This window comes from Xanthomonas sp. BRIP62415 (genome assembly GCF_003993515.1).
Taxonomy (GTDB): Bacteria; Pseudomonadota; Gammaproteobacteria; order Xanthomonadales; family Xanthomonadaceae; genus Xanthomonas; species Xanthomonas euroxanthea.
This window is the reverse complement of sequence record NZ_QEZH01000037.1, coordinates 329286-348414: the sequence shown is the minus strand read 5'-3', so window position 1 is coordinate 348414 and position 19129 is coordinate 329286. Positions and strand designations below refer to the sequence as shown.

Below are 19129 nucleotides of genomic sequence, written 5' to 3'. Positions count from 1 at the left end.
TGTGGTGAAGCTGGGAGATCGCGCCGGCGCCGCTGCGGCACAGCATCGCGTTTATGCACGGCCATCGCGTTTATGCACGGCAGCGGTCAGCACATGCCGGGGCAATGCGCTGCCGGTGCAATGATCGGCCACATCTTCCTGCCTTGCACAAGCGGTGATACGCACGCAGGGCAGCGCGCGTCATTCGAAATGCCGACCACGCATCAGACGGACCGGGCCACGCACCGTGCCCAGGTCGACCACGTCGCCGCGCTGGGTGACCCGTACCACGTCCTTGCGGGCCAGATCGGCAGCAACGGCGCGTACCTGCGGCATCAGCGCACGCCAGCGGTTCTCGTCCCCGCTGAGCGCGCGGGCGACTTCGGACGGGCAGATCGACTGCTGCGGCAGCCGGCGCGCCAGCAGCGCGCGCATGGTCGCGGCGATCTGTCCGTCATCGATTCCTTGCACGCCAGGCGCGCGAGATCAGAGCGGACGCAACACGCGCAGGCCGAACCAGTCCTTGGCATCGTTCCAGCCGTGGGTGACCTTCAACCCCGCGGCAGCGGCGAGTTCGGCAAAGCGTGCGTCGGTGTACTTGTAGCTGTATTCGACCTGCATCGCTTCGCCGTCGGCAAATTCGAATTCCTTGCCGCCCACCTGCACGCGCTGTGCGCGCTGGCTGATCAGGAAGGTTTCGATACGGCCACGTTCGCGCGCGTACACCGCATGGTGGCGGAAGCCGTCCAGATCGAAGTCACTGCCGATCTCGCGGTTGAGCCGCGCCAACAGGTTCAAGGTGAATTCGGCCGTGACGCCGGCCGCATCGTTGTAGGCGGCCTCGATCAGGCCGGCATCCTTGTCCAGGTCGATGCCGATCAGCGCGCAGCCGTCGCTGCCCATGGTCTGGCGCATCGCATCCAGCAACTCGATGGCGGCAGCGTCGGTGAAATTGCCCAGCGTGGAACCGGGGAAGAACACCAGATGCCGGCGTGCCGGGCGCTGCGCCTGCGGCAGCTGCAGCGGCTTGGTGAAGTCGGTGCACACCGGCAGCATCTGGATCTGCGGAAACTGCTGCGCCAGCCGCGCGGTGCTGTCGAGCAAGGCGGTGCGCGAGATTTCCAGCGGCGTGTAGGCCACTACATCGCGCAGCCCCTGCAGCAGCAACTCGGTCTTGCGCCCGCTGCCGCTGCCGTATTCGACCACGTGCACGCCGGCGCCGATCGCCTGCGCGATCGCCGGCATGCTCGCCTCCAGCAACGCCAGTTCGGTGCCGGTGAGGTAGTACTCCGGCTGCCGGGTGATCGCCTCGAACAACTGCGAGCCGCGTGCATCGTAGAAATACTTCGAGGGCAGCGTCTTGGGCGTTTGCGACAGGCCGGCCAGCGCGTCGGCAGTGATGTCGTCCGGTTGCGGGCGCAGGTCGGTCAGTGCGGCGTGCGCGCGTTGCATGGCATGGGCGGCGGCGTTCAAGGCAGATCCTTGGCAAGGCGCACGCCGGCAAACTGCCAACGCGCATCGGAGGGAAAAAAGTTGCGATAACTGGCGCGGACGTGGCTGGCCGGGGTGGCACAGCTGCCACCGCGCAGCACCCATTGCGCATTCATGAATTTGCCGTTGTATTCGCCCAGCGACCCGGGCCACGGCGCAAAGCCGGGATACGGCAGGTAGGCGCTGCCGGTCCATTCCCAGACATCGCCGAACAACTGCTGCAGGCCGGTATCCACCGCGTCGGCACCGCGCGGATGCAAGGTGTCGCTATCGACGAAATTGCCCTGCACCGGCACACCGGTGGCGGCCTGTTCCCACTCGGCTTCGGTGGGCAGGCGCGCGCCGGCCCAGCGCGCGAACGCATCGGCTTCGAACAGGCTCAGGTGGCATACCGGCGCATGCGCATCGCGCTGGCGCCAGCCATCCAGGGTGAACTCGCGCCCGTCCGCATCCCAATACAGCGGATGTTGCCAGCCCTGCGCCTGCACCATCGCCCAGCCATCGCTGAGCCAGGCACCGGCACTGCGGTAGCCTCCGGCGTCGATGAACTGCTGGAACTCGGCGTTGCTGACCACCCGATGCGCCAACGCATGCGCGCCGACCAGCACGCGGTGACGCGGCGACTCGTTGTCGTAGGCGAAGGCATCGGCCTGCGGCCATGCGGCCGCACCGATCTCCACGATCTGTTCGTCGCGCGCCTGCCAGCGCAGCGTGCTGGCAACGGCAGCAGGCGGGGCCGGCGCATCGCGATACGCCGGCTGCAGCGGGTTGCTCCACAGCGCATGCTTGATATCGGTCAACAGCAATTCCTGGTGCTGCTGCTCGTGCTGGATGCCGAGTTGCACGATGGTGCAGGCCTGCGCATCCAACGTCCCATCACCCAGGCGCTGCTGCATCTGCGTATCGACTGCGGCCCGGTAGTCGCGCACCTGCTGCAACGACGGCCGCGACAACACCCCGCGGCGCGCGCGCGCATGCATCGGGCCCACGCTCTGGTAGTAGCTGTTGAACAGGAAATCCCAGGCCGGGTCGAACACGCGGTAGGCCGGATCGGCCTGCAGCACGAAGCGTTCGAAAAACCAGGTGGTATGCGCCAGATGCCACTTGCTGGGGCTGGCGTCGGGCATGCTCTGCACCATTGCGTCTTCAGCGCTCAAGGGTGCGGCGAGGCGATCGCTCAGCGCGCGGGTCTGCGCGTAGCGTTCCAGCAGCGTCAACTGCCGTTGCTGGTGGTGGCCCAGCAGAGGTGAGAGTGCAGACATCGCCATATGCTTGAGGACCGCACGTGAACGCGCCGTGTCGGCAGCGTGGCAGCCAGCGGTAAGCTGTTGCCATGTCCTCAATTTCTTTGTCCAGCCTGCTCCCCACGCCCGTCGCATGGGAACATCGCCAGCAGGCATTTGCGTTGCCTGGCGACATCATCTATCTGGATGCCGCCTCGCGCGGCCCGCTGCTGCGCGCGGTGCACACCGTTGCGCATCAGGCGGTGGATGCACTGGCCACGCCGTGGCGGCTGCCGTTCGATGCCTGGCTGCAGGACATCGAGCGTTTGCGTGCGCTCGCTGCCGGCCTGTTCGACGACGATGCCGACGGCGTGGCGATGCTGCCCTCGGCCGCACACGGCCTGGCGACCGCCGCGCGCAATCTGCCGTTGCAACGCGGCGAGGCGGTGTTGCTGCTGGACGGCCAGTTCCCTTCCAACCTGCTGATCTGGCAACGCTGCTGTGCCGAGGTCGGTGCACATATCGTGGCGGTGTCCACGGGCGGTGGCGATGGCCTGACCGATGCGGTGCTACAGGCCATTGCCGACACCGCGGCGCTGCGCATCGTGACGTTGCCGCAGGCGTACTGGCTGGATGGACGACAGCTCGATCTGGACCGCATCAGCGCCGCGGTACACGCACGCGGTTCGGCGCTGGTGCTGGACCTGAGCCAGAGCCTGGGCGTGCTGCCCACCGAGCTGCCGCGCTGGCGGCCGGATTTTGTGGTCAGCGTCGGCCACAAATGGCTGCTCGGGCCGATGGGACTGGCCTGGCTATGGGTGGCCCCGCAATGGCGTGCGCGGGGCGTGCCGATCGAGGAGCACTGGATCGGCCGCGATGCCGGCAGTAGTTGGGAATTCCCGGTCGCCCAGGCGCCGTCCTATCGCGGCGGCGCGCGGCGCTTCGATGCCGGCGGGGTTGCCGATCCGTTGCGGATTGCGATGGCGACGGCGGCATTGCAGCAGGTCGCGGCCTGGCGCCCGGCGCGCATCGGGCAGGCGTTGGGCGCGCTCACCGCGCAGTGGGATGCGGCGCTGCAGGCACGCGGTCTGGGCAGCTGGTGCACACCCGCGCACGCGCCGCATCTGACCGCCCTGCAGCCGCCGGCACACCGGCTGGAGGCCGTGGCAACGGCATTCGGCGAACGCGGGGCGATCTGCACGCGGCGGCACGGACGCCTACGTATCGCACCGCACCTGAGTGTCACCGGTGATGCGCTCTCAGCCCTGATCGCAGCGCTGCCAGAGCCATGACGCAGCGCCCGTAGGAGCGGACCCGGCCGCGACGGGGCATTACCGAAACATGGCGTCATCCCGGTAACGCCTGACAACGCTCGGTAAGGCCCCGTCGCGGCCGGGTCCGCTCCTACGTGGTCAGGCGCGTTGGCTGAGGCGCAAGCCACGCGGCGTGACCCAGCGCTCCAGGCCTTCGAACACTGCCTGCACGACCAGCGCGAGTACCGCTGCGGGAATCGCGCCTTCCAGGATCAGGCCGATGTCGTCCAGGCGGATGCCGGTGAGGATCGGTTGGCCGTAGCCGCCTGCGCCGATCAAGGCGCCCAGCGTGGCGGTGCCCACGTTGATCACCGCCGCGGTCTGGATGCCGGCCACGATGGTGCGACGCGCCAGCGGCAGCTCCACCCGCCACAGGCGCGTCCACGCCGGCAGCCCGATCGCCCGGGCGGTCTGGCGCAACTCACGCGGGATCGCGGTCAGCCCGGCATGCGTGTTGCGCACGATCGGCAGCAGGCTGTAGAGAAACAATGCGGCAATCGCCGGTTTGGCGCCGATGCCGAACAGCGGAATCATGAACACGAACACCGCCAGCGACGGCAGCGTCTGCAGCACGCCGGTCAGGGAGAGCACCACCTGCCCGAGCCGTGGCCGCCGCGCCGCCAGCACGCCCAGCGGCAACGCGATCAGCAAGGCAAACCCCAACGAGATGCCGACCAGGGCCAGATGCTCGCGCGTATGTCGCAGCAGGCGGCTGATGCGCGAATCGGCTGCGGATGCGGGCGCCACGCCCAGCCATTGCGCCGCCACGGCCGCCTCGGACTGACGCTCCAGCTTCACCTGCGCGTTGAGCCGCTGCATGGTCGCCTCGTCGATGCGCCCCTGCAGCCCCTGCAATGCCGTGAGCATCGCCGGTGAGCGCTGCGCCAGGTCCTTGCGATACAGGAACACCGCCTGGTAATCGGGAAAATAGTGGCGGTCGTCGCGCAGCACCTGCAACCGGTAATACGGAATTTCCGCGTCGGTGCTGTACAGATCGGTGACCTCGATCGCCCCGCTCTGCAGCGCGCGATAGGCCAGATCGTGATCCAGCCCGGTCGCGGTCTGCGGCAGTGCATACGCGGCGCGTACGCCCGGCCAGCCGTCGGCGCGCTGCATGAATTCGTTGCTCAGGCCGATCGTGAGCGATGGATGCCGCGCCAGATCCGACATCGAGGCGATGCCGAGCGCCTGCGCACGTTCGACGCGCATGCCGAAGGCATAGGTGTTCTGGAAGCCGAGCGAATCGGTCATCGCCAGCCCGCGCGCGTCCAGTGCGGCGCGCAGTTCGGCCTGGCTGGCCTTGGGCAGCTGCAGCAGTTCCTGCGCCAGCGTGCCGGTGTATTCGGCGTAGGCGTCGATCTGCCCGGTTTCCAACGCACGCCACAGGATGCGCGTGCCACCGAGTTGCGCGCGGTGTTGCACGTCCACCCCGTCGCGCTGCCCGGCGGCGGTGGCGATCTCGCCCAGCAGCACGGCCTCGGTGAAGTTCTTCGAGCCGATTGTCACCTGCGCGGCCTGCGCACCGACGCTTCCGATCAGCAATACAATGGCGAGCAGCACGCGCGCGCTCATGCGGCGTCGTCGATGCTGCGCTGCGCAGTGAGAAAGCGCTGCACGAACGGATCAGCCGGCTGTTCCAGCAGGCTGCGCGCACTGCCCTGCTGCACCACCTGGCCGGCGCGCATCAGTACCAGGGTGTCGGCCAGGTAGGCCGCTTCGGCCACATCGTGGGTCACCAGCACCACGGTCTTGCCGAGCTGGGCGAACAGCGCACGCATCTGCGCCTGCAGGTCGTAACGCACGATCGGGTCGAGCGCGCCCAGCGGCTCGTCCAGCAGCAAGGCCGGTGGATCCAGCATCAGCGCCCGGATCAATCCCACGCGCTGGCGTTGACCACCGGAGAGCTCGGCCGGATAACGCGCCAACAGCTCCGGCGGCAACTGGCACAGCGCGCACAAGGTCTGCAGGCGTTGATCGATGCGCTGCCGCGTCCAGCCCAGCGTCTGCGCCAGCAACACCACATTGCTGCGTGCATCCAGATGCGGAAACAGCCCGCCTTCCTGGATCACATAGCCGATGCGCTGGCGCTGCGCCTGCAGGCCGGCGCGTTGCAGCGGCGCACCATCGAAAGCGACCGTGCCGCTGTCCGGCCATTCCAGCCCCACCAGCATCCGCAGCACGGTGGACTTGCCGGCGCCGCTGGGGCCGATCAAGGCGGTGGTGATGCCGCTGGCGAACTGCAGGGAGACGGTGTCGAGGGCAATGGCCTGGCCGTAGCGACGGCTGACCTGGTCGAGAGTGAACATGCGCTCGAGCTTGCCGAACGCAGCGTCAGACGCGCGCGAAGGTGCGCATCAGCGCGGCGGCGCCAGCAATTCGCGTGCGCTCAGGTAGCCGTCGCCGTTGGCGTCCTGCCGCGCAAAACGCTCGATCAGCGTGGCGCGATGCGCGGCGCGGGTGATCGGCTTGCCGCGTCGGCCAGGCAGTTCGTCACCCTGCAACACGCCGTCGTGGTCCAGGTCGCGCTGATCGAAGGCGTAGCTCATCCACACCAGGTATTCATCGCGGCCGACGCGGCCATCGCCATCGGTATCCATGCGCTGCAGATACTGCTGGCTGTCCTGCACCTGCGCTTGCGCGAACACGGCCGGCCCGCACACACCACAGGCCATCACCAGACCGCGCATGACCGAACCATGCGCTCCGCGCGCACGCACATCAGCCCGCGTGCCGCCATGCTCACGACCCACTCAGCGCATAACCCTTCAACCGCGCCGCATAGGCCTGCAAGGCGGCATTGCCGCTGGCTTCGGCTTCGTGGCACCACTGCTGCAGGTGCTTGAGCCGTTCGGACGCATCGTGGCTGCGCGCCTCCAGCACGGCGGTCAGGCGTGCGCGGTACTCCACCAGCGTGCGCATGCGCGGGCGCTCGGCCACCCAGTGCTGCAATTGCGCACGCGCATCGGGCTTGAGCCAACGCCCGTCATCGACCAGGCCCTTGCGCAGGCGCCGCGGCAGCAACTGCCGCAGCTTGGCGCCGGTGGCCGCGGCCTCTTCGCGCAGCGCCGGGGTGAACACATTGCGCTGGTAGTCGGTCATGGCCTGGAAGCGATGCGAGAGCAGGGCCTTGAGCGTGTCGGCATCGGGCACGGCGATGTTGGGGCGGATGTCCAGCGACGGCGCCACGCGCAGCACCTTGGCCAGGCCGATCGCCTGCAGCCCGCGAATGGCGACCCAGCCGATATCCAGCTCCCAGCGCCGCATCGAGAACCGCGCCGAACTCGGGAACGCATGATGGTTGTTGTGCAGCTCTTCGCCACCGATCCACAGCGCCCACGGCGTGAGGTTGGTGGAGGTGTCGGCCGATTCGAAATTGCGATAGCCCCACCAGTGCCCCAGGCCGTTGACCACGCCGGCGGCCCAGAACGGAATCCACGCCATCTGGATCGCCCACAGCGCGATGCCGGGCAAACCGAACAGGACCGCGTTGATCACCAGCAGCGCGATCGGGCCGGCATTGGCATGCGGGGTGTACAGATGCCGCTCGATCCAGTCGGTGGGCGCGCCCTTGCCGTACTGCTCGATGTCGGCACGCTGCGCGCGCGCTTCGCGGTACAGCTCCACGCCACGCCAGAACACCTGGCCAATGCCCTTGGTCTGCGGGCTGTGCGGGTCTTCCTCGGTCTCGACCTTGGCGTGATGCTTGCGATGGATCGCCACCCATTCGCGGGTGATCATCGAGGTAGTCAGCCAGGTCCAGAAGCGGAAGAAGTGCGCCACCACCGGATGGAAATCCACACCGCGATGAGCCTGGCTGCGATGCAGGTACAGGGTCACCGCGAAGATGGTGAGCTGGGTGAACACCAGCAGCACCGCCAGCATGCCCCACACGCCCAGCCCGGCCACGCCGGAGGTCAGAACGTCGATGATCGGGTCGGACAACATCGGCATCTCCACAGCGGCGCCATCGGGTTGGGTCGATGCAGACATGATGGGGGCGATGGCGGCAAACTTCACCCTTCGGATGCGTAGGGTGCGCCCTACATTTCTAAAGCGGTTCACACGCCTCCTTTCCCCACTGCGCCTGATGTCACCCGTATGACGGCTACTGCCCAGATGTCCACCGATCCTGCTGCTGTTGCGAACGCCACCCCGTTAATCGAGCTCGACCAGGCCAGCGTGATGCGCGGCCAGGTGCGTGTGCTGCATGCGCTCAGCCTGCGCATCGCGCTGGGGCAGCACACCGCCATCCTCGGCCCCAATGGCTGCGGCAAATCCTCCTTCATCAAGCTGATCACCCGCGAGCTGTATCCGCTGGTGCGCGCCGATGGCCAGGCGGCGGTGAAGGTGCTTGGGCAGACGCGTTGGCAGGTGGATCGCCTGCGCTCGCAGCTGGGCATCGTCACCGGCGATCTCAGCGTCAACCTGGCCGACATGCCGGGGCTGGATGTGGAGAGCGCGGTGCTGTCCGGTTTCTTCGCCAGCTATGTGGTGCCGCCGCATCGCGAGATCAGCGACGCCATGCGCGCGCGGGCACGTGAGGCATTGGCCCTGGCGCGCGCCCTGCCGTTGCTGGACCGGCAGTTTGCCGAACTGTCGGCCGGCGAAACCCGCCGCGTGCTGATCGCGCGCGCACTGGTCAACCGCCCGCAGGCGTTGCTGCTGGACGAGCCGTCCACCGGCCTGGACCTGGTGGCGCGCCAGCACCTGCTCGACACCATGCGCCACCTGGCCCGGCAAGGCATCACGCTGATCCTGGTGACCCATCACATCGAGGAGATCGTGCCGGAGATCGCGCGGGTGATCTTGTTGCGGGCCGGCACCGTGGTGGCCGACGGTCCGCGCGATGCGCTGCTCACCGATGCCAGCCTGTCGGATGTGTTCGCCGGCCCGGTGCGGGTGCAGCGCGACGGCGAGCGCTACTGGGCGACGGTCGGGGAATAAGCGCGAGGCCAATGCGGCGGTCAGCGTAACGGCGTTGTCGGAGGCAGGCGCCAGCCACGCTCCGGCCCACGTCGACGCGATTGCCTGCTCACGACCGCCCTGGCGGCATGCAGGCCTGAGCGGCACGCGTGGGATATCTGCCCGGTGGCAACCACACCTGACCGCCCTCCCGGCATGACCTTGGACACGGGACGCGGTCGCGGCGGCTGCGCTTAGACTCGGCGCACGCACAGATCAGGAGTCGTTCCGATGGCCCAGTGGTATTTCCATGTTCCCGGACAGGCCGATCGCATCGGCCCACTCGACGACGCCAGCGCCCGCGCGCATGCCCAGCGCCAGCCCGACGCGCTGGCCTGGCGCGACGGACTCGATGGCTGGACGCCGGCCCGCCAGCTGGCCGAGCTGCAGGGCGGCGGCAGCCTGCCGCCCCCGCTGACCGGCGCGGCCGGGCGTGCCGACGAGATCGACTACCGCATCGTCGGCAACGACATGCAGTTCGTCGAGGTCGAGCTGGACCCGGGTGAAAGCGCCATCGCCGAGGCCGGCGCGCTGATGTACAAGGACGCCGCAGTGCAGATGGACACCGTGTTCGGCGACGGCTCGCATGCCGGCCAAAGCGGCGGCGGCGGGCTGATGGGCAAGCTGCTGTCGGCGGGCAAGCGCGTGGTCACCGGCGAGAGCATGTTCACCACGGTGTTCACCCATGCCGGCAGCGGCAAGGCCAGGGTCGCATTCGCCGCGCCCTATCCGGGCACGGTGCTGGCGCTGCGCCTGTCCGAGCATGGCGGGCAACTGATCTGCCAGAAGGACAGCTTCCTGGCCGGCGCGCGCGGGGTGTCGTTGGGCATCGCGTTTCAACGCAAGATCCTCACCGGCCTGTTCGGCGGCGAGGGCTTCATCATGCAGAAGCTCGAAGGCGATGGCTGGGTCTTCGTGCATGCCGGCGGCACCGTGGTGGAACGCGAGCTCGGCCCCGGCGAACGCATCGATGTGGATACCGGCTGCGTGGTCGCCTATCACGCCGGCGTGGACATGGACGTGCGCCGCGTCGCCGGCCTGAAGAGCATGTTCTTTGGCGGCGAAGGCGTGTTCCTGGCCACCCTCACCGGCCCCGGCAAGGTCTGGCTGCAATCGCTGCCGTTCTCGCGCATGGCCGGGCGCATGCTGCAGGCCGCCCCGCAGGCCGGCGGCCAGCAACGCGGCGAAGGCTCGGTGCTGGGCGGACTGGGCCGGTTGCTGGATGGGGACAACCGGTTCTGATGGGGTGAAGCGGCAGGCGGGTGCACTGCCACCCTTCTCCCGCCGGGAGAAGGTGGCGCGTAGCGCCGGATGAGGGAACGGACGAAGCCTGCTGCGGTCGCATTCCCATGTGGCATCGCTCCGTACCCTCCCCCCCCGCCCCGCGCTTGCGGCGCGGGCGCTCCAAGGCACGTGCGCCATGGCGCGCAAGCAGTGCCTTCTTGCCCCGCGGGGAGAGGGCTCTGGTTCCGTGCTGCGTGCAGGTGGCTGCGGTCATCGCACGAATGAACCGGCGCGCCCTTCTTGCCGGGACCAGGAGTGCAACGCCTGCAAACGATGCCGTTCTGAGTAATCTCCACGCACGCCGACCATCAGCGCCACAGTGATGGCACGCGTGTATTCTCCCTCGCCTTTCCCATCGACATTTCCGCCATGACCGCGCTCCGCCGCCCCCGCCTTCTCGCCCTGATGTCCTTGCTCGGCCTGCTTTGCGCCTGCGGCGGCGAGCCGCGTCCGGCGGCACCGGCGCCGGTCGTGCAGGCGCCGTCTGCCGGCGCGCCCAAGCCGGTGAAGATCGGCATTGCGCTCGGCGGCGGCGCTGCCAAGGGCTTTGCGCATATCGGCGTGATCAAGATGCTCGAGGCCAACGGCTTTGCGCCGGTGGTGGTGTCGGGCACCAGCGCCGGCAGCGTCGTCGGGGCGCTGTATGCCAGCGGCATGGATGCGTTCCAGATGCAGGAAAAAGCCGTTGCCCTCGACCAGACCAGCATCCGCGATGTGCGGATCTTTTCCGGCGGCCTGGTGCAGGGCCAGAAGCTGCAGGACTACGTCAATGCGCAACTGGGCGGCAAGCCGATCGACAAGTTGCGCAAGCCGTTCGCGGCGGTCGCCACGCGCCTGGAAGACGGCGAACGCACCGTGTTCGTGCGCGGCAATGCCGGCCAGGCGGTGCGCGCGTCCAGCAGCATTCCCGGCGTGTTCGAGCCGGTGACCATCGGCCAATACCACTATGTGGACGGCGGCGTAGTCAGCCCGGTACCGGTGGATGCCGCGCGCCAGCTCGGTGCCGAATTCGTGGTGGCGGTGGACATCTCCAGCAAGGCCAGCGGCAAGAATCCCGGCGACCTGCTCGGCACCGTCAACCAGTCGATCTCGATCATGGGCCAGCGCCTGGGCGAGGCCGAACTCAAGCGTGCCGACGTGGTGATCCGTCCCAAGGTCAGCGACATCGGCTCGGCCGACTTCAACCAGCGTGGTGCGGCCATCCTGGAAGGCGAACGGGCCGCGATGGCGGCAATGCCGCAGATCCGCGCCAGGATCGCGCAGTTGCAGGCGCAGCGCAGCAGCGCCACGCGTACTGCCGCCGAGCAGGCAGCCGCCGCCAAGGCGGACGCGTATCGGCGCTGTCTGGCAGAGCGCTCGCGCTGGCAGAAACTGCGCGGCAAGGACGAGGCCTGCGTCGCGCCGTGAGGCCGATGCAGTGCGAGGAAATGCGGAGGTGATGCGGGTACCGCGCGCGGCCATGCGGAGCGACGCGGGTGTGGCGTGCCTGTTTGCGATGCGCGCTTTTAACGCCGATGCGTGGGGCGACTGCGGTATTGCTGCTGTGTCGATGTGCCGGGCGTGGTCGCGGCCTGGGCCGCTCCTACGAAGGTGCGGCGTTTTGGGGGACTGACGGCATGCCGGTGGGTCGCGGCCGGGGCCGCTCCTACGAGGGCGCGGCGTTTTGGGGGACTGACGGCGTGCCGGGTGGGTCGCGGCCGGGGCCGCTCCTACGAGGTGCGGCGTTTTGGGGGACTGACGGCGTGCCGGTGGGTCGCGGCCGGGGCCGCTCCTACGAGGTGCGGCGTTTTGGGGGCGCTGACGGTGTGGCGGGTGGGTCGCGGCCGGGGCCGCTCCTACGGTGACGTCGGGTGCAGTGGTCAACGGCGCGGCCAGCACCGCTCCTGTAGGAGCGGCCCTGGCCGCGATGCCTTACCGGTAACGCATCCGCATCATCGGCAACGCCTTAGTAGCGCCAACGCAACGACACGCTGACAAAGCGCGGCTCGCCGTAGTTCTGGTAATCCAGGTTGGCCCAGTAGCGCTTGTCGAAGGCATTGCGTACCGCCAACGTGGCGGTCCATTGATCGCTGATGCGGTAGTTGGCGTTGAAGTGCACCAGTGCATACGCGTTCTGCACCACCGTCACCGGCGTGGTGGCGCCGGTGACGTCGCCGGTGGGACGCGCGATGTTGAAGCCGCGTACCGCGCTCTGCCAGCTGACGCCGCCGCCGATGCTCAGGCGCTCCCAGGCACCGGGCAGGCGCAGCTGCGTGGACAGCTGCAGGTAATCCTCGGGCAGGTTGGCGTAGATCGCATCGGTGGGCGGGCGCGTCACCTTGACATGGGTAAAGCCGGCATTGACGGTCCAGCCGGGCAGGATCTCGCCGTTGACATCCATTTCCCAGCCACGGCTCTTGGTGCCGTTGATGCCGATGTAGGCCGAATTGCCGTCCGGCAGCGAGGATTCCGGCTGGGTCATGTCGCGCACGGCGAAGTTGTCCTGCTTGGCCTCGAACACGGCAGCGGTGGCCATCGCATGGCCGTCGAACACCTGCGCCTTGATGCCGGCCTCCAGGTTGGAGCCTTCCACCGGGGCGAGCAGGTTGTTGTCCTTGTCGCGGAAGTTCTGCGGATTGAAGATTTCGGTATAGCTGGCGTAGAGCGACACGTCCGGCACGATGTCATAGACCAGCCCCACGTACGGGGTGACTTCGTCGCTCACCTCGTAGCGGCCGCTGGTGCCGGTGTAGGCGCCGCTGGTGCTGAAGGCCTGGGTGCGGGTTTCCCAGGAGCTCAGGCGGGCGCCGGCGATCAGCGACAGCGGGTCGGCCAGGCGGAAGCGTGTGGAGGCATACACGCCGCGCTGGGTGGTACGTGCTTCGCTGCGGCGGCCGTTGCGCGCATAGGTCACTTCGGAGATATCGCCATCCCAGTTGCGGATGTTGGGGATGAAATAGCAACGTTCGCCATCGCAGGTGGCCCAGTCATCGGGATAGGTCTGCGCGACGCCGTAGGAGGTCGACTGCAGATCCTGCCAGCTGCCGCCGACCACCACATCGTGCTGGCGGCCGAACAAGGAGAAACCGCCGGACAGGTACACGTCCACGCCGTCGCGCGCATCGCTGGTTTCGCCGGCGGCAGTGCGCAGGAAGATGCCGCTGCCATCGGCGGCCGGATAGCCGGTGCCATAGGCGCGCAGGCTCTGCACATCGCCCTTGGTGTGCGCGTAGTTGACGCGCAGCAACCAGTTCTCGCCGAAGCGCTGCTCGAGGTTGGCGAAGGCGGTGCTGGTTTCGCGCTGCCAGCGGCTCCACGTGGGCGCCATGTTGGTCGAACGCGGCAGGTTGGCCGGCGACCCATCGGCAGCGAAGAACGGCACCGTGCCCCAGGTCGAGCCGACGGGGGTGTTGTCCTGGCGCTGATACCCGACGGTGAGCGTGGTGCTGTCGGTCAGGTCGCCTTCCAGCACCGCCATGCCCGACATCTTGTTGTCGTGGTAACGGTCGTAGTAATAGTCGCGGTCCTGCCAGGCCGCCACCACGCGGCTGCGCCAGCGTCCGTCGTCGGTCAGCGGCGCATTGACATCGGCCTGCATGCGGCGGAAATCCCAGGTGCCCGCGCTTACCGCGAACGAGGCATCGAAGTCCTTGCCCGGGCGCTTGCGCAGCAGGTTGACCGTGGCCGAGGGAATGCCGGCGCCGGTGAGCAGGCCATTGGCGCCGCGGATCACCTCGATGCGGTCATAGAAGACCGTGTCGTATTCCTGGTTGGTCGCGCCGCTGTAGGTGGGCAGGCCATCGACCTGGAAGTCGGTGATCTGGAAGCCGCGTGCGTAATACAGCGGGCGCTGGGTGTCGTAGAACGACACGTTGACGCCGGTGACGTTGCGCATCACATCGTCGATGCTGAACAGCGATTGCTCTTCCAGCCGCTGCAGCCCGATCACGCTCACCGATTGCGGGGTTTCCTGCAGGGTCAGCGGCAGGCGCGTGGTGGTGGCCGGCTGTGCGCGGCTCACCGCCCCGTTGACGTTGACCTGGTCCAGCGTCTTGGCGTTGCTTGCATCGGCGGCATCGGCGGCACGCGCAGCACAGGGCGTCAGCGCCAACGCGCACAGCAAGGCAGCGGACAACGTGGCCAAAGGGGGGGAAATCGCGGGCATTGGAAGGTTTCTCATCGATCGGTGCGGGACGCGTGGCGTCACGGGGCAGGAAAGCGCAGGCATGCGCGGCGCGTCCCACTCGGGCGACGAGCTGGCTGGCCCTGCCGGGCTGGCGGATCGACGAGAAGACATGCCGGACGCCGCCGGATGTTACGTAAATGTAAATCGTTTGCGTTTGAGAGGCAAGTCACAGTGCGTGCGTGACTGTCCTGCAACCGGCCGGATCATCCCAGATGCGAGAGCGGCAAGCCTTCCGGCGCTTTCACCGTGCGCAGCACGAAGCTGGAATTGACGTCGGACACGCCGGTCGCATTGAGCAGGTGGTCGAGCAGGAAGCGCGAGAAATGCTCCAGGTCGCGCACCTGGATCTGCAGCAGGTAATCCATGTCGCCGGTGAGCGCCCAGCAGGCCACCACCTCGTCCCAGCCGCGCACGCCCGCGGCGAAATGTTCGATATCGGCCTGGCCGTGCTGCTCCAGCTGCACCCGCACGAAGGCCTGCAGCCCCAGCCCCAGTGCCTTGGCATCCAGGCGCGCGCCATAGCCGGCGATGATGCCGGCCGCCTCCAGCCGCTGGGTGCGGCGCAGGCAGGCCGAGGCCGACAGATTGACCTGCACCGCCAGCTCCGCATTGCTGCTGCGGCCCTGCGTCTGCAGCAGCGCGAGCAGCCGCAAATCGGTGCGGTCCAGGGCGATTGGCTGGTCCATATGTTGCGCAGCAGCAGTGGATAACGCACGAATCTTGCGCTTGAAGGGCTTGGGCACGCAAGATTCGCAATCCCGTTGCGTGGCCGTCGGGCTAAGGTGAGCGCTGATCATCGGGAACCGCTGCCGCATGAACACCGCACCGCAACGCGTTGAAAACCAGCTCACCGACAAGGGCTATGTGCCGGTCTACACCACCGCCGTGATCGAGCAGCCGTGGGAGGGCTACAGCGCCGACGACCACGCCACCTGGGGCACCCTGTATCGCCGCCAGCGCGCGTTGCTGGTGGACCGCGCCTGCGACGAATTCCTGCAGGCGCAGGATGCAATGGGCATGGGCGAGACCCACATTCCGCGGTTCGATGCGCTCAATGCGGTGCTGCAGGCGGCCACCGGCTGGACCCTGGTCGGCGTGCAAGGCCTGCTGCCGGAGTTGGATTTCTTCGAGCATCTGGCCAACAGGCGCTTCCCGGTGACCTGGTGGATCCGCCGCCCCGAGCAGATCGACTACATCGCCGAACCGGACCTGTTCCACGACCTGTTCGGGCATGTGCCACTGCTGATGAATCCGCTGTTTGCCGACTTCATGCAGGCCTATGGCCGTGGCGGAGTCAAGGCACACGGCATCGGTGCGGACGCACTGCAGAACCTCACCCGCCTGTATTGGTACACGGTGGAATTCGGCCTGATCGCCACGCCGCAGGGGCTGCGCATCTTTGGTGCCGGCATCGTGTCGTCCAAGGGCGAATCGCTGCATTCGCTGGAATCGCCCGCGCCCAACCGGATCGGCTTCGACCTGCAACGGATCATGCGCACGCGCTACCGCATCGACAGCTTTCAGAAGACCTACTTCGTCATCGACAGCTTTGCGCAGTTGATGGACGCCACCGCACCTGACTTCACCCCGATCTATGCCGATCTCGCGCAGCAGGCGCAGGTGCCGGCCGGCACGGTGCTGGACACCGATCGGGTCCTGCAGCGCGGCAGCGGCGACGGCTGGAGCACAGACGGCGACGTCTGAGGCTGCACCGACTCGACACCACCGCCGAGCCGGACTATGGTCGACCCTTCCCACACCGCCCTCGCTCAATGGACCTGACGCAGCTTCGCATCCGGCGTTTGGAGCTGGACGACACCCGCCTGCTGTTCACCCTGGCCAACGGCATCCGCATCGACGAGCCGATCCAGGCGCATCGGTTGTTGTTCAAGGCAGCGCCGCCGCAGCGCGCGCAGTGGCAGCTCACCGACGACGGCTTCGGGGTGAACTGGCCGGCAGTGGCGCCCCCCACGGCAGACGGGTTGCTCAACATGCCCGAGCTGTTGTGGCGCCGGCGCAGCGCACGCGCGCAAACCAAACTGAGCGCGCTGCGCGGGCGCATGGATGCCCTCTCGCCGGGCGAGCGCGAGCTGGTGGCCTTGGCACGGCTGGATGCGGACATGAGCGAGAGCGGCTATGCGCGCTACTTCGACCGCTGGGATGCCGCCACCCGGCGCGATGCCTTGCAGGGGCTGGCCGCGATGGGCGCGGCACAGGCGCGCCAGGCGATCGAAGGCCTGGGCACGGTATTCGAACGCCTGGAAGAAGACCCCAACCTGCTCAGCATCGAAGACATCCTCGATGCCATGAGCGAGACCGACCGCCAGCGCGTGGATGGCTGGGAAGAGGTCTACTACCGCCGCTGCGGCGAACTGGCCCGGCTGGGGCTGACCCACTACGGGGTCGACAAGGCGTAACAGCGCACGCTGGCCGCTGGACAGGTGCGGGCGGCAGGTGGCGATGGTGCGCATCGACGCTACACGCGTTGTCGGCACATGCTGCCGACGGTCGTCGGCTTGCGAACAGGGCTGCGGCCGGGACCGCGCGACAGCGCCGTGGTGCAGGTAGCGGTTGGGCATCGTATCTGCGGTGCCGCCACCTGCGATGCACCAAGATGACGGCTCACCCTGCCGGCTTGGGAAGATAGGCCAACAGCAGCACGAGCGGTTCCTCGCCGGCCTGCTGCAAGGCGTGCGTACTTCCCGGCCGTGTCAGCAGCGCATCGCCTGCGCTGACTGCGTATTGCTTTCCATCCAGCGCATACAGCCCACGGCCGCTGACGATGTAGTAGATCTCGTCCTTGTCGTGCAGGTGCAGGCCGATGCCGGCGCCTTTGTGCAGCACGCGCTTGCGCAGCACGAATTTCAGGTCGGGCGCATCGGCGAAGAACGGATACGCCGTGGTGGGGCCGGCGCCGCCGTGCGGGCCGGGTTGTGGGCGTGCCAGGTCGCGTTCGTGTACCACCAGCGAGGGATGCGCCTGCGCCGCGCGTTGGGCGGCGGTGTCCGCGGCAGCGCCGCAGTCGGCATCGCGGCGCAGCTGTGCTGCGAGACCAGGTTGCAGCTGCACCCAGCCCTGCACGACCAGGCACGCCACGGCCGTGGCGCCGGCGCGGCTGAAATGGGTGCCATCGGCCTTGCCCTGTTCGGGAACGAACAGGAAATAGGGTCTGGCCGCCTGTTCGCCGAGGGCGCGGATCCAGGCGCTGGAACTGGCGTTGAGATCGATCAGGCCGACGTGTTCCTGCGCGGCAACGTGCTGCATGGCCAGGGTGTAGCGGCCATGGGTGTCGAGCAGCGCGCCGAAGTCGTAGAGCAGGCGGGCTGCGGGGGTGATCAGGATCGGCGTGGCGCCCTTGTCGCGCGCGGTGGCGATATAGCGGCGCAGGAACTGCTGATAGTCACCCTGCGGGTCGGTGTAGCGGGTTGGATCTTCGTGTTTGGCGTCGTTGTGGCCGAACTGGATCAGCAGCACGTCGCCGGCACGGAGGTCCTTGGCGATGGCGTCCAGGCGCCCTTCGGCGATGAAACTACGGGTGCTGCGGCCGCCCTTGGCATGGTTGCGCACCTGCCATTGCGCCGGGTCGAACCACTCCTGCAGCATCTGGCCCCAGCCGGCCTGCGGCGCACGCTCGGCACCGTATTCGGCAGCGGTGGAATCGCCGGCGATGAAGATGCGGTGTGGGTCGGCACGGGCATTATTTGCGCAGAGCAGCAGCAATGCGAACAGCAGCAGACGCATGGTGGGCTCCGGGAACAATGCTAAGTACGCGACGCTTTTCCTTCTCCCATCGGGAGAAGGTGCCCGAAGGGCGGATGAGGATGCGGCGGCACAGGAAATGTTGGACGGCCATACTGTCGTCTCAAGCCTTTCAAGCCTCCCCGTTCAGGGCAGCTGTCTGCCGCCTTACCCTCACCCCAACCCCTCTCCCGGCGGGAGAGGGGCTAAAACGCAGTGGCTAATTACGCAGCTGCTGCAGTGGCTTCCGGCTTGCCCAGCACGCCGGCGACGAAGGCGCGGATCTCGGCGTCCTGCGCGTTGTCGAAGAAGCACTGCTGGAAACGCTCGCCGCCCACGGCCTGCTTGATCAGCTCCGGGTCGATGGCGCGCAGGCCGTCGAGGTAGGACTTGGCGGTGGCCTGCTTGACCTGGGTCAGGATGCCGGCATTGGCGGCCTGCGATTCGCGACGCTCGGCCGGGTAGCCCAGGCCACGCTCGCCGCTGAAGGCTTTTTCGAAGATGTAGCGCACGTTGATTTCCGCGCCCCAGCCATAGCCCTTGGCAAATGCCAGCGACAGCGCGTTGCCGTTGTTGACCTGGGCGAACAGGTAGGCGTCGGTCGGCTCGATGCAGTAGCCGCAGAACACGCCCGGATGCGCATTGAGCGACATCATCGCGCCCTGGCCGGTACCGCAGCCGGCGACGACGAAGTCCACGGCCTTGGAGTTCAGCAGCAGGCTGGCGACGATGCCCAGGTGGATGTAGGTCAGGCGATGGTCGTTGTCACCGTCCATGCCGACGTTGAAGACGGTGTGGCCCTGCTCGCCGGCGACGTCGTTGAGCTGCTGCAGGATCACCGGGTTCTTGCCGGCCTGACTGAACTCGTTCATGAGTGCGATTTTCATGGGAATGCTCCGATTGGGTTTGGGGACGTTGTTTCGAATGTGGATGGCCCTCATCCGCCCTGCGGGCACCTTCTCCCGGAGGGAGAA

17 protein-coding genes are annotated in these 19129 nt (G+C 67.6%); 6 read left to right on the top strand and 11 right to left on the bottom strand.

Features of this window, described 5'->3' with window-relative positions:
• Window positions 1–180 precede the first annotated feature (180 nt).
• Genes EO141_RS20860 through egtB form a run of 3 tightly spaced genes read right to left on the bottom strand, consistent with a single transcriptional unit; the run spans window position 181 to window position 2738 of the window.
• Window positions 181–450: a DUF3253 domain-containing protein gene (locus EO141_RS20860; RefSeq protein ID WP_127170164.1), complete on the bottom strand. Its 270-nt coding sequence runs from the start codon at window positions 448–450 to the stop codon at window positions 181–183.
• Window positions 451–465: 15 nt separating this feature from the next.
• The gene (gene egtD, locus EO141_RS20855; RefSeq protein WP_127170163.1) at window positions 466–1452 is read right to left on the bottom strand and encodes an L-histidine N(alpha)-methyltransferase; all 987 of its coding nucleotides are present in this window, start codon (window positions 1450–1452) and stop codon (window positions 466–468) included.
• Complete coding sequence (gene egtB / locus EO141_RS20850) at window positions 1449–2738, bottom strand: ergothioneine biosynthesis protein EgtB (protein WP_164739357.1); 1290 nt, start codon at window positions 2736–2738, stop codon at window positions 1449–1451. Before egtB ends, egtD begins: the two co-directional genes overlap by 4 nt.
• Before the next feature lie 65 nt (window positions 2739–2803).
• Here egtB and EO141_RS20845 point away from each other — a divergent pair, with 65 nt between their 5' ends.
• Window positions 2804–3985, top strand: a complete 1182-nt coding sequence (locus EO141_RS20845; protein WP_127170161.1) for an aminotransferase class V-fold PLP-dependent enzyme — start codon at window positions 2804–2806, stop codon at window positions 3983–3985.
• 120 nt (window positions 3986–4105) lie between these two features.
• Here the strand turns inward: EO141_RS20845 and EO141_RS20840 are convergent, their stop codons facing one another.
• Genes EO141_RS20840 through EO141_RS20825 form a run of 4 tightly spaced genes read right to left on the bottom strand, consistent with a single transcriptional unit; the run spans window position 4106 to window position 7951 of the window.
• Entirely contained in the window at window positions 4106–5578 is a 1473-nt protein-coding gene (locus EO141_RS20840) for a glycine betaine ABC transporter substrate-binding protein (RefSeq protein ID WP_127170160.1), read from the bottom strand.
• On the bottom strand, window positions 5575–6312 hold the full coding sequence (locus tag EO141_RS20835) for an ATP-binding cassette domain-containing protein (protein ID WP_127170159.1): 738 nt from the start codon (window positions 6310–6312) through the stop codon (window positions 5575–5577). The genes EO141_RS20840 and EO141_RS20835 overlap by 4 nt, the downstream gene beginning before the upstream one ends.
• A gap of 48 nt (window positions 6313–6360) precedes the next feature.
• Entirely contained in the window at window positions 6361–6693 is a 333-nt protein-coding gene (locus EO141_RS20830; protein WP_127170158.1) for a calcium-dependent protein kinase 21, read from the bottom strand.
• A 52-nt stretch (window positions 6694–6745) separates the two neighbouring features.
• A complete protein-coding gene (locus tag EO141_RS20825) occupies window positions 6746–7951 on the bottom strand; it encodes a fatty acid desaturase (protein ID WP_104650437.1) in 1206 nt (401 codons plus the stop codon).
• 153 nt (window positions 7952–8104) lie between these two features.
• Between EO141_RS20825 and EO141_RS20820 the strand changes: the two genes are divergently transcribed.
• The 3 genes from EO141_RS20820 to EO141_RS20810 all read left to right on the top strand — a co-directional run bounded on the left by EO141_RS20820 (window position 8105) and on the right by EO141_RS20810 (window position 11659).
• Entirely contained in the window at window positions 8105–8950 is an 846-nt protein-coding gene (locus EO141_RS20820) for an ATP-binding cassette domain-containing protein (RefSeq protein ID WP_164739355.1), read from the top strand.
• 249 nt (window positions 8951–9199) lie between these two features.
• Window positions 9200–10210, top strand: coding sequence for a TIGR00266 family protein (locus tag EO141_RS20815; RefSeq protein ID WP_104585787.1), 1011 nt, complete (start codon window positions 9200–9202; stop codon window positions 10208–10210).
• Window positions 10211–10621: 411 nt separating this feature from the next.
• A complete protein-coding gene (locus tag EO141_RS20810) occupies window positions 10622–11659 on the top strand; it encodes a patatin-like phospholipase family protein (RefSeq protein ID WP_104585789.1) in 1038 nt (345 codons plus the stop codon).
• Window positions 11660–12197: 538 nt separating this feature from the next.
• Here EO141_RS20810 and EO141_RS20805 read toward each other — a convergent pair.
• Together EO141_RS20805 and EO141_RS20800 are read right to left on the bottom strand one after the other, a co-directional pair.
• Window positions 12198–14396: a TonB-dependent siderophore receptor gene (locus tag EO141_RS20805; RefSeq protein WP_127170156.1), complete on the bottom strand. Its 2199-nt coding sequence runs from the start codon at window positions 14394–14396 to the stop codon at window positions 12198–12200.
• A 224-nt stretch (window positions 14397–14620) separates the two neighbouring features.
• Window positions 14621–15103, bottom strand: coding sequence for an Lrp/AsnC family transcriptional regulator (locus EO141_RS20800; protein WP_126941707.1), 483 nt, complete (start codon window positions 15101–15103; stop codon window positions 14621–14623).
• A 127-nt stretch (window positions 15104–15230) separates the two neighbouring features.
• On the opposite strand from EO141_RS20800, the gene phhA reads away from it, so the two are divergent.
• Complete coding sequence (phhA, locus tag EO141_RS20795; RefSeq protein ID WP_126947692.1) at window positions 15231–16121, top strand: phenylalanine 4-monooxygenase; 891 nt, start codon at window positions 15231–15233, stop codon at window positions 16119–16121.
• A 68-nt stretch (window positions 16122–16189) separates the two neighbouring features.
• A complete protein-coding gene (locus EO141_RS20790; protein WP_104650416.1) occupies window positions 16190–16834 on the top strand; it encodes a DUF4375 domain-containing protein in 645 nt (214 codons plus the stop codon).
• 205 nt (window positions 16835–17039) lie between these two features.
• On the opposite strand, the gene EO141_RS20785 is transcribed toward EO141_RS20790, so the two are convergent.
• Together EO141_RS20785 and EO141_RS20780 are read right to left on the bottom strand one after the other, a co-directional pair.
• The gene (locus tag EO141_RS20785; RefSeq protein WP_164739354.1) at window positions 17040–18158 is read right to left on the bottom strand and encodes a GDSL-type esterase/lipase family protein; all 1119 of its coding nucleotides are present in this window, start codon (window positions 18156–18158) and stop codon (window positions 17040–17042) included.
• 221 nt (window positions 18159–18379) lie between these two features.
• The gene (locus tag EO141_RS20780; protein ID WP_127170155.1) at window positions 18380–19042 is read right to left on the bottom strand and encodes an RpiB/LacA/LacB family sugar-phosphate isomerase; all 663 of its coding nucleotides are present in this window, start codon (window positions 19040–19042) and stop codon (window positions 18380–18382) included.
• Window positions 19043–19129: the final 87 nt, after the last annotated feature.

Coding starts and splice junctions, on each gene's coding strand:
- egtB (WP_164739357.1), bottom strand. CDS start 2,738: ATGGCGATGTCTGCACTCTCACCTCTGCTGGGCCACCACCAGCAACGG.
- EO141_RS20845 (WP_127170161.1), top strand. CDS start 2,804: ATGTCCTCAATTTCTTTGTCCAGCCTGCTCCCCACGCCCGTCGCATGG.
- EO141_RS20840 (WP_127170160.1), bottom strand. CDS start 5,578: ATGAGCGCGCGCGTGCTGCTCGCCATTGTATTGCTGATCGGAAGCGTC.
- EO141_RS20835 (WP_127170159.1), bottom strand. CDS start 6,312: ATGTTCACTCTCGACCAGGTCAGCCGTCGCTACGGCCAGGCCATTGCC.
- EO141_RS20830 (WP_127170158.1), bottom strand. CDS start 6,693: ATGCGCGGTCTGGTGATGGCCTGTGGTGTGTGCGGGCCGGCCGTGTTC.
- EO141_RS20825 (WP_104650437.1), bottom strand. CDS start 7,951: ATGTTGTCCGACCCGATCATCGACGTTCTGACCTCCGGCGTGGCCGGG.
- EO141_RS20820 (WP_164739355.1), top strand. CDS start 8,105: ATGACGGCTACTGCCCAGATGTCCACCGATCCTGCTGCTGTTGCGAAC.
- EO141_RS20815 (WP_104585787.1), top strand. CDS start 9,200: ATGGCCCAGTGGTATTTCCATGTTCCCGGACAGGCCGATCGCATCGGC.
- EO141_RS20810 (WP_104585789.1), top strand. CDS start 10,622: ATGACCGCGCTCCGCCGCCCCCGCCTTCTCGCCCTGATGTCCTTGCTC.
- EO141_RS20805 (WP_127170156.1), bottom strand. CDS start 14,396: ATGCCCGCGATTTCCCCCCCTTTGGCCACGTTGTCCGCTGCCTTGCTG.
- EO141_RS20800 (WP_126941707.1), bottom strand. CDS start 15,103: ATGGACCAGCCAATCGCCCTGGACCGCACCGATTTGCGGCTGCTCGCG.
- phhA (WP_126947692.1), top strand. CDS start 15,231: ATGAACACCGCACCGCAACGCGTTGAAAACCAGCTCACCGACAAGGGC.
- EO141_RS20790 (WP_104650416.1), top strand. CDS start 16,190: ATGGACCTGACGCAGCTTCGCATCCGGCGTTTGGAGCTGGACGACACC.
- EO141_RS20785 (WP_164739354.1), bottom strand. CDS start 18,158: ATGCGTCTGCTGCTGTTCGCATTGCTGCTGCTCTGCGCAAATAATGCC.
- EO141_RS20780 (WP_127170155.1), bottom strand. CDS start 19,042: ATGAAAATCGCACTCATGAACGAGTTCAGTCAGGCCGGCAAGAACCCG.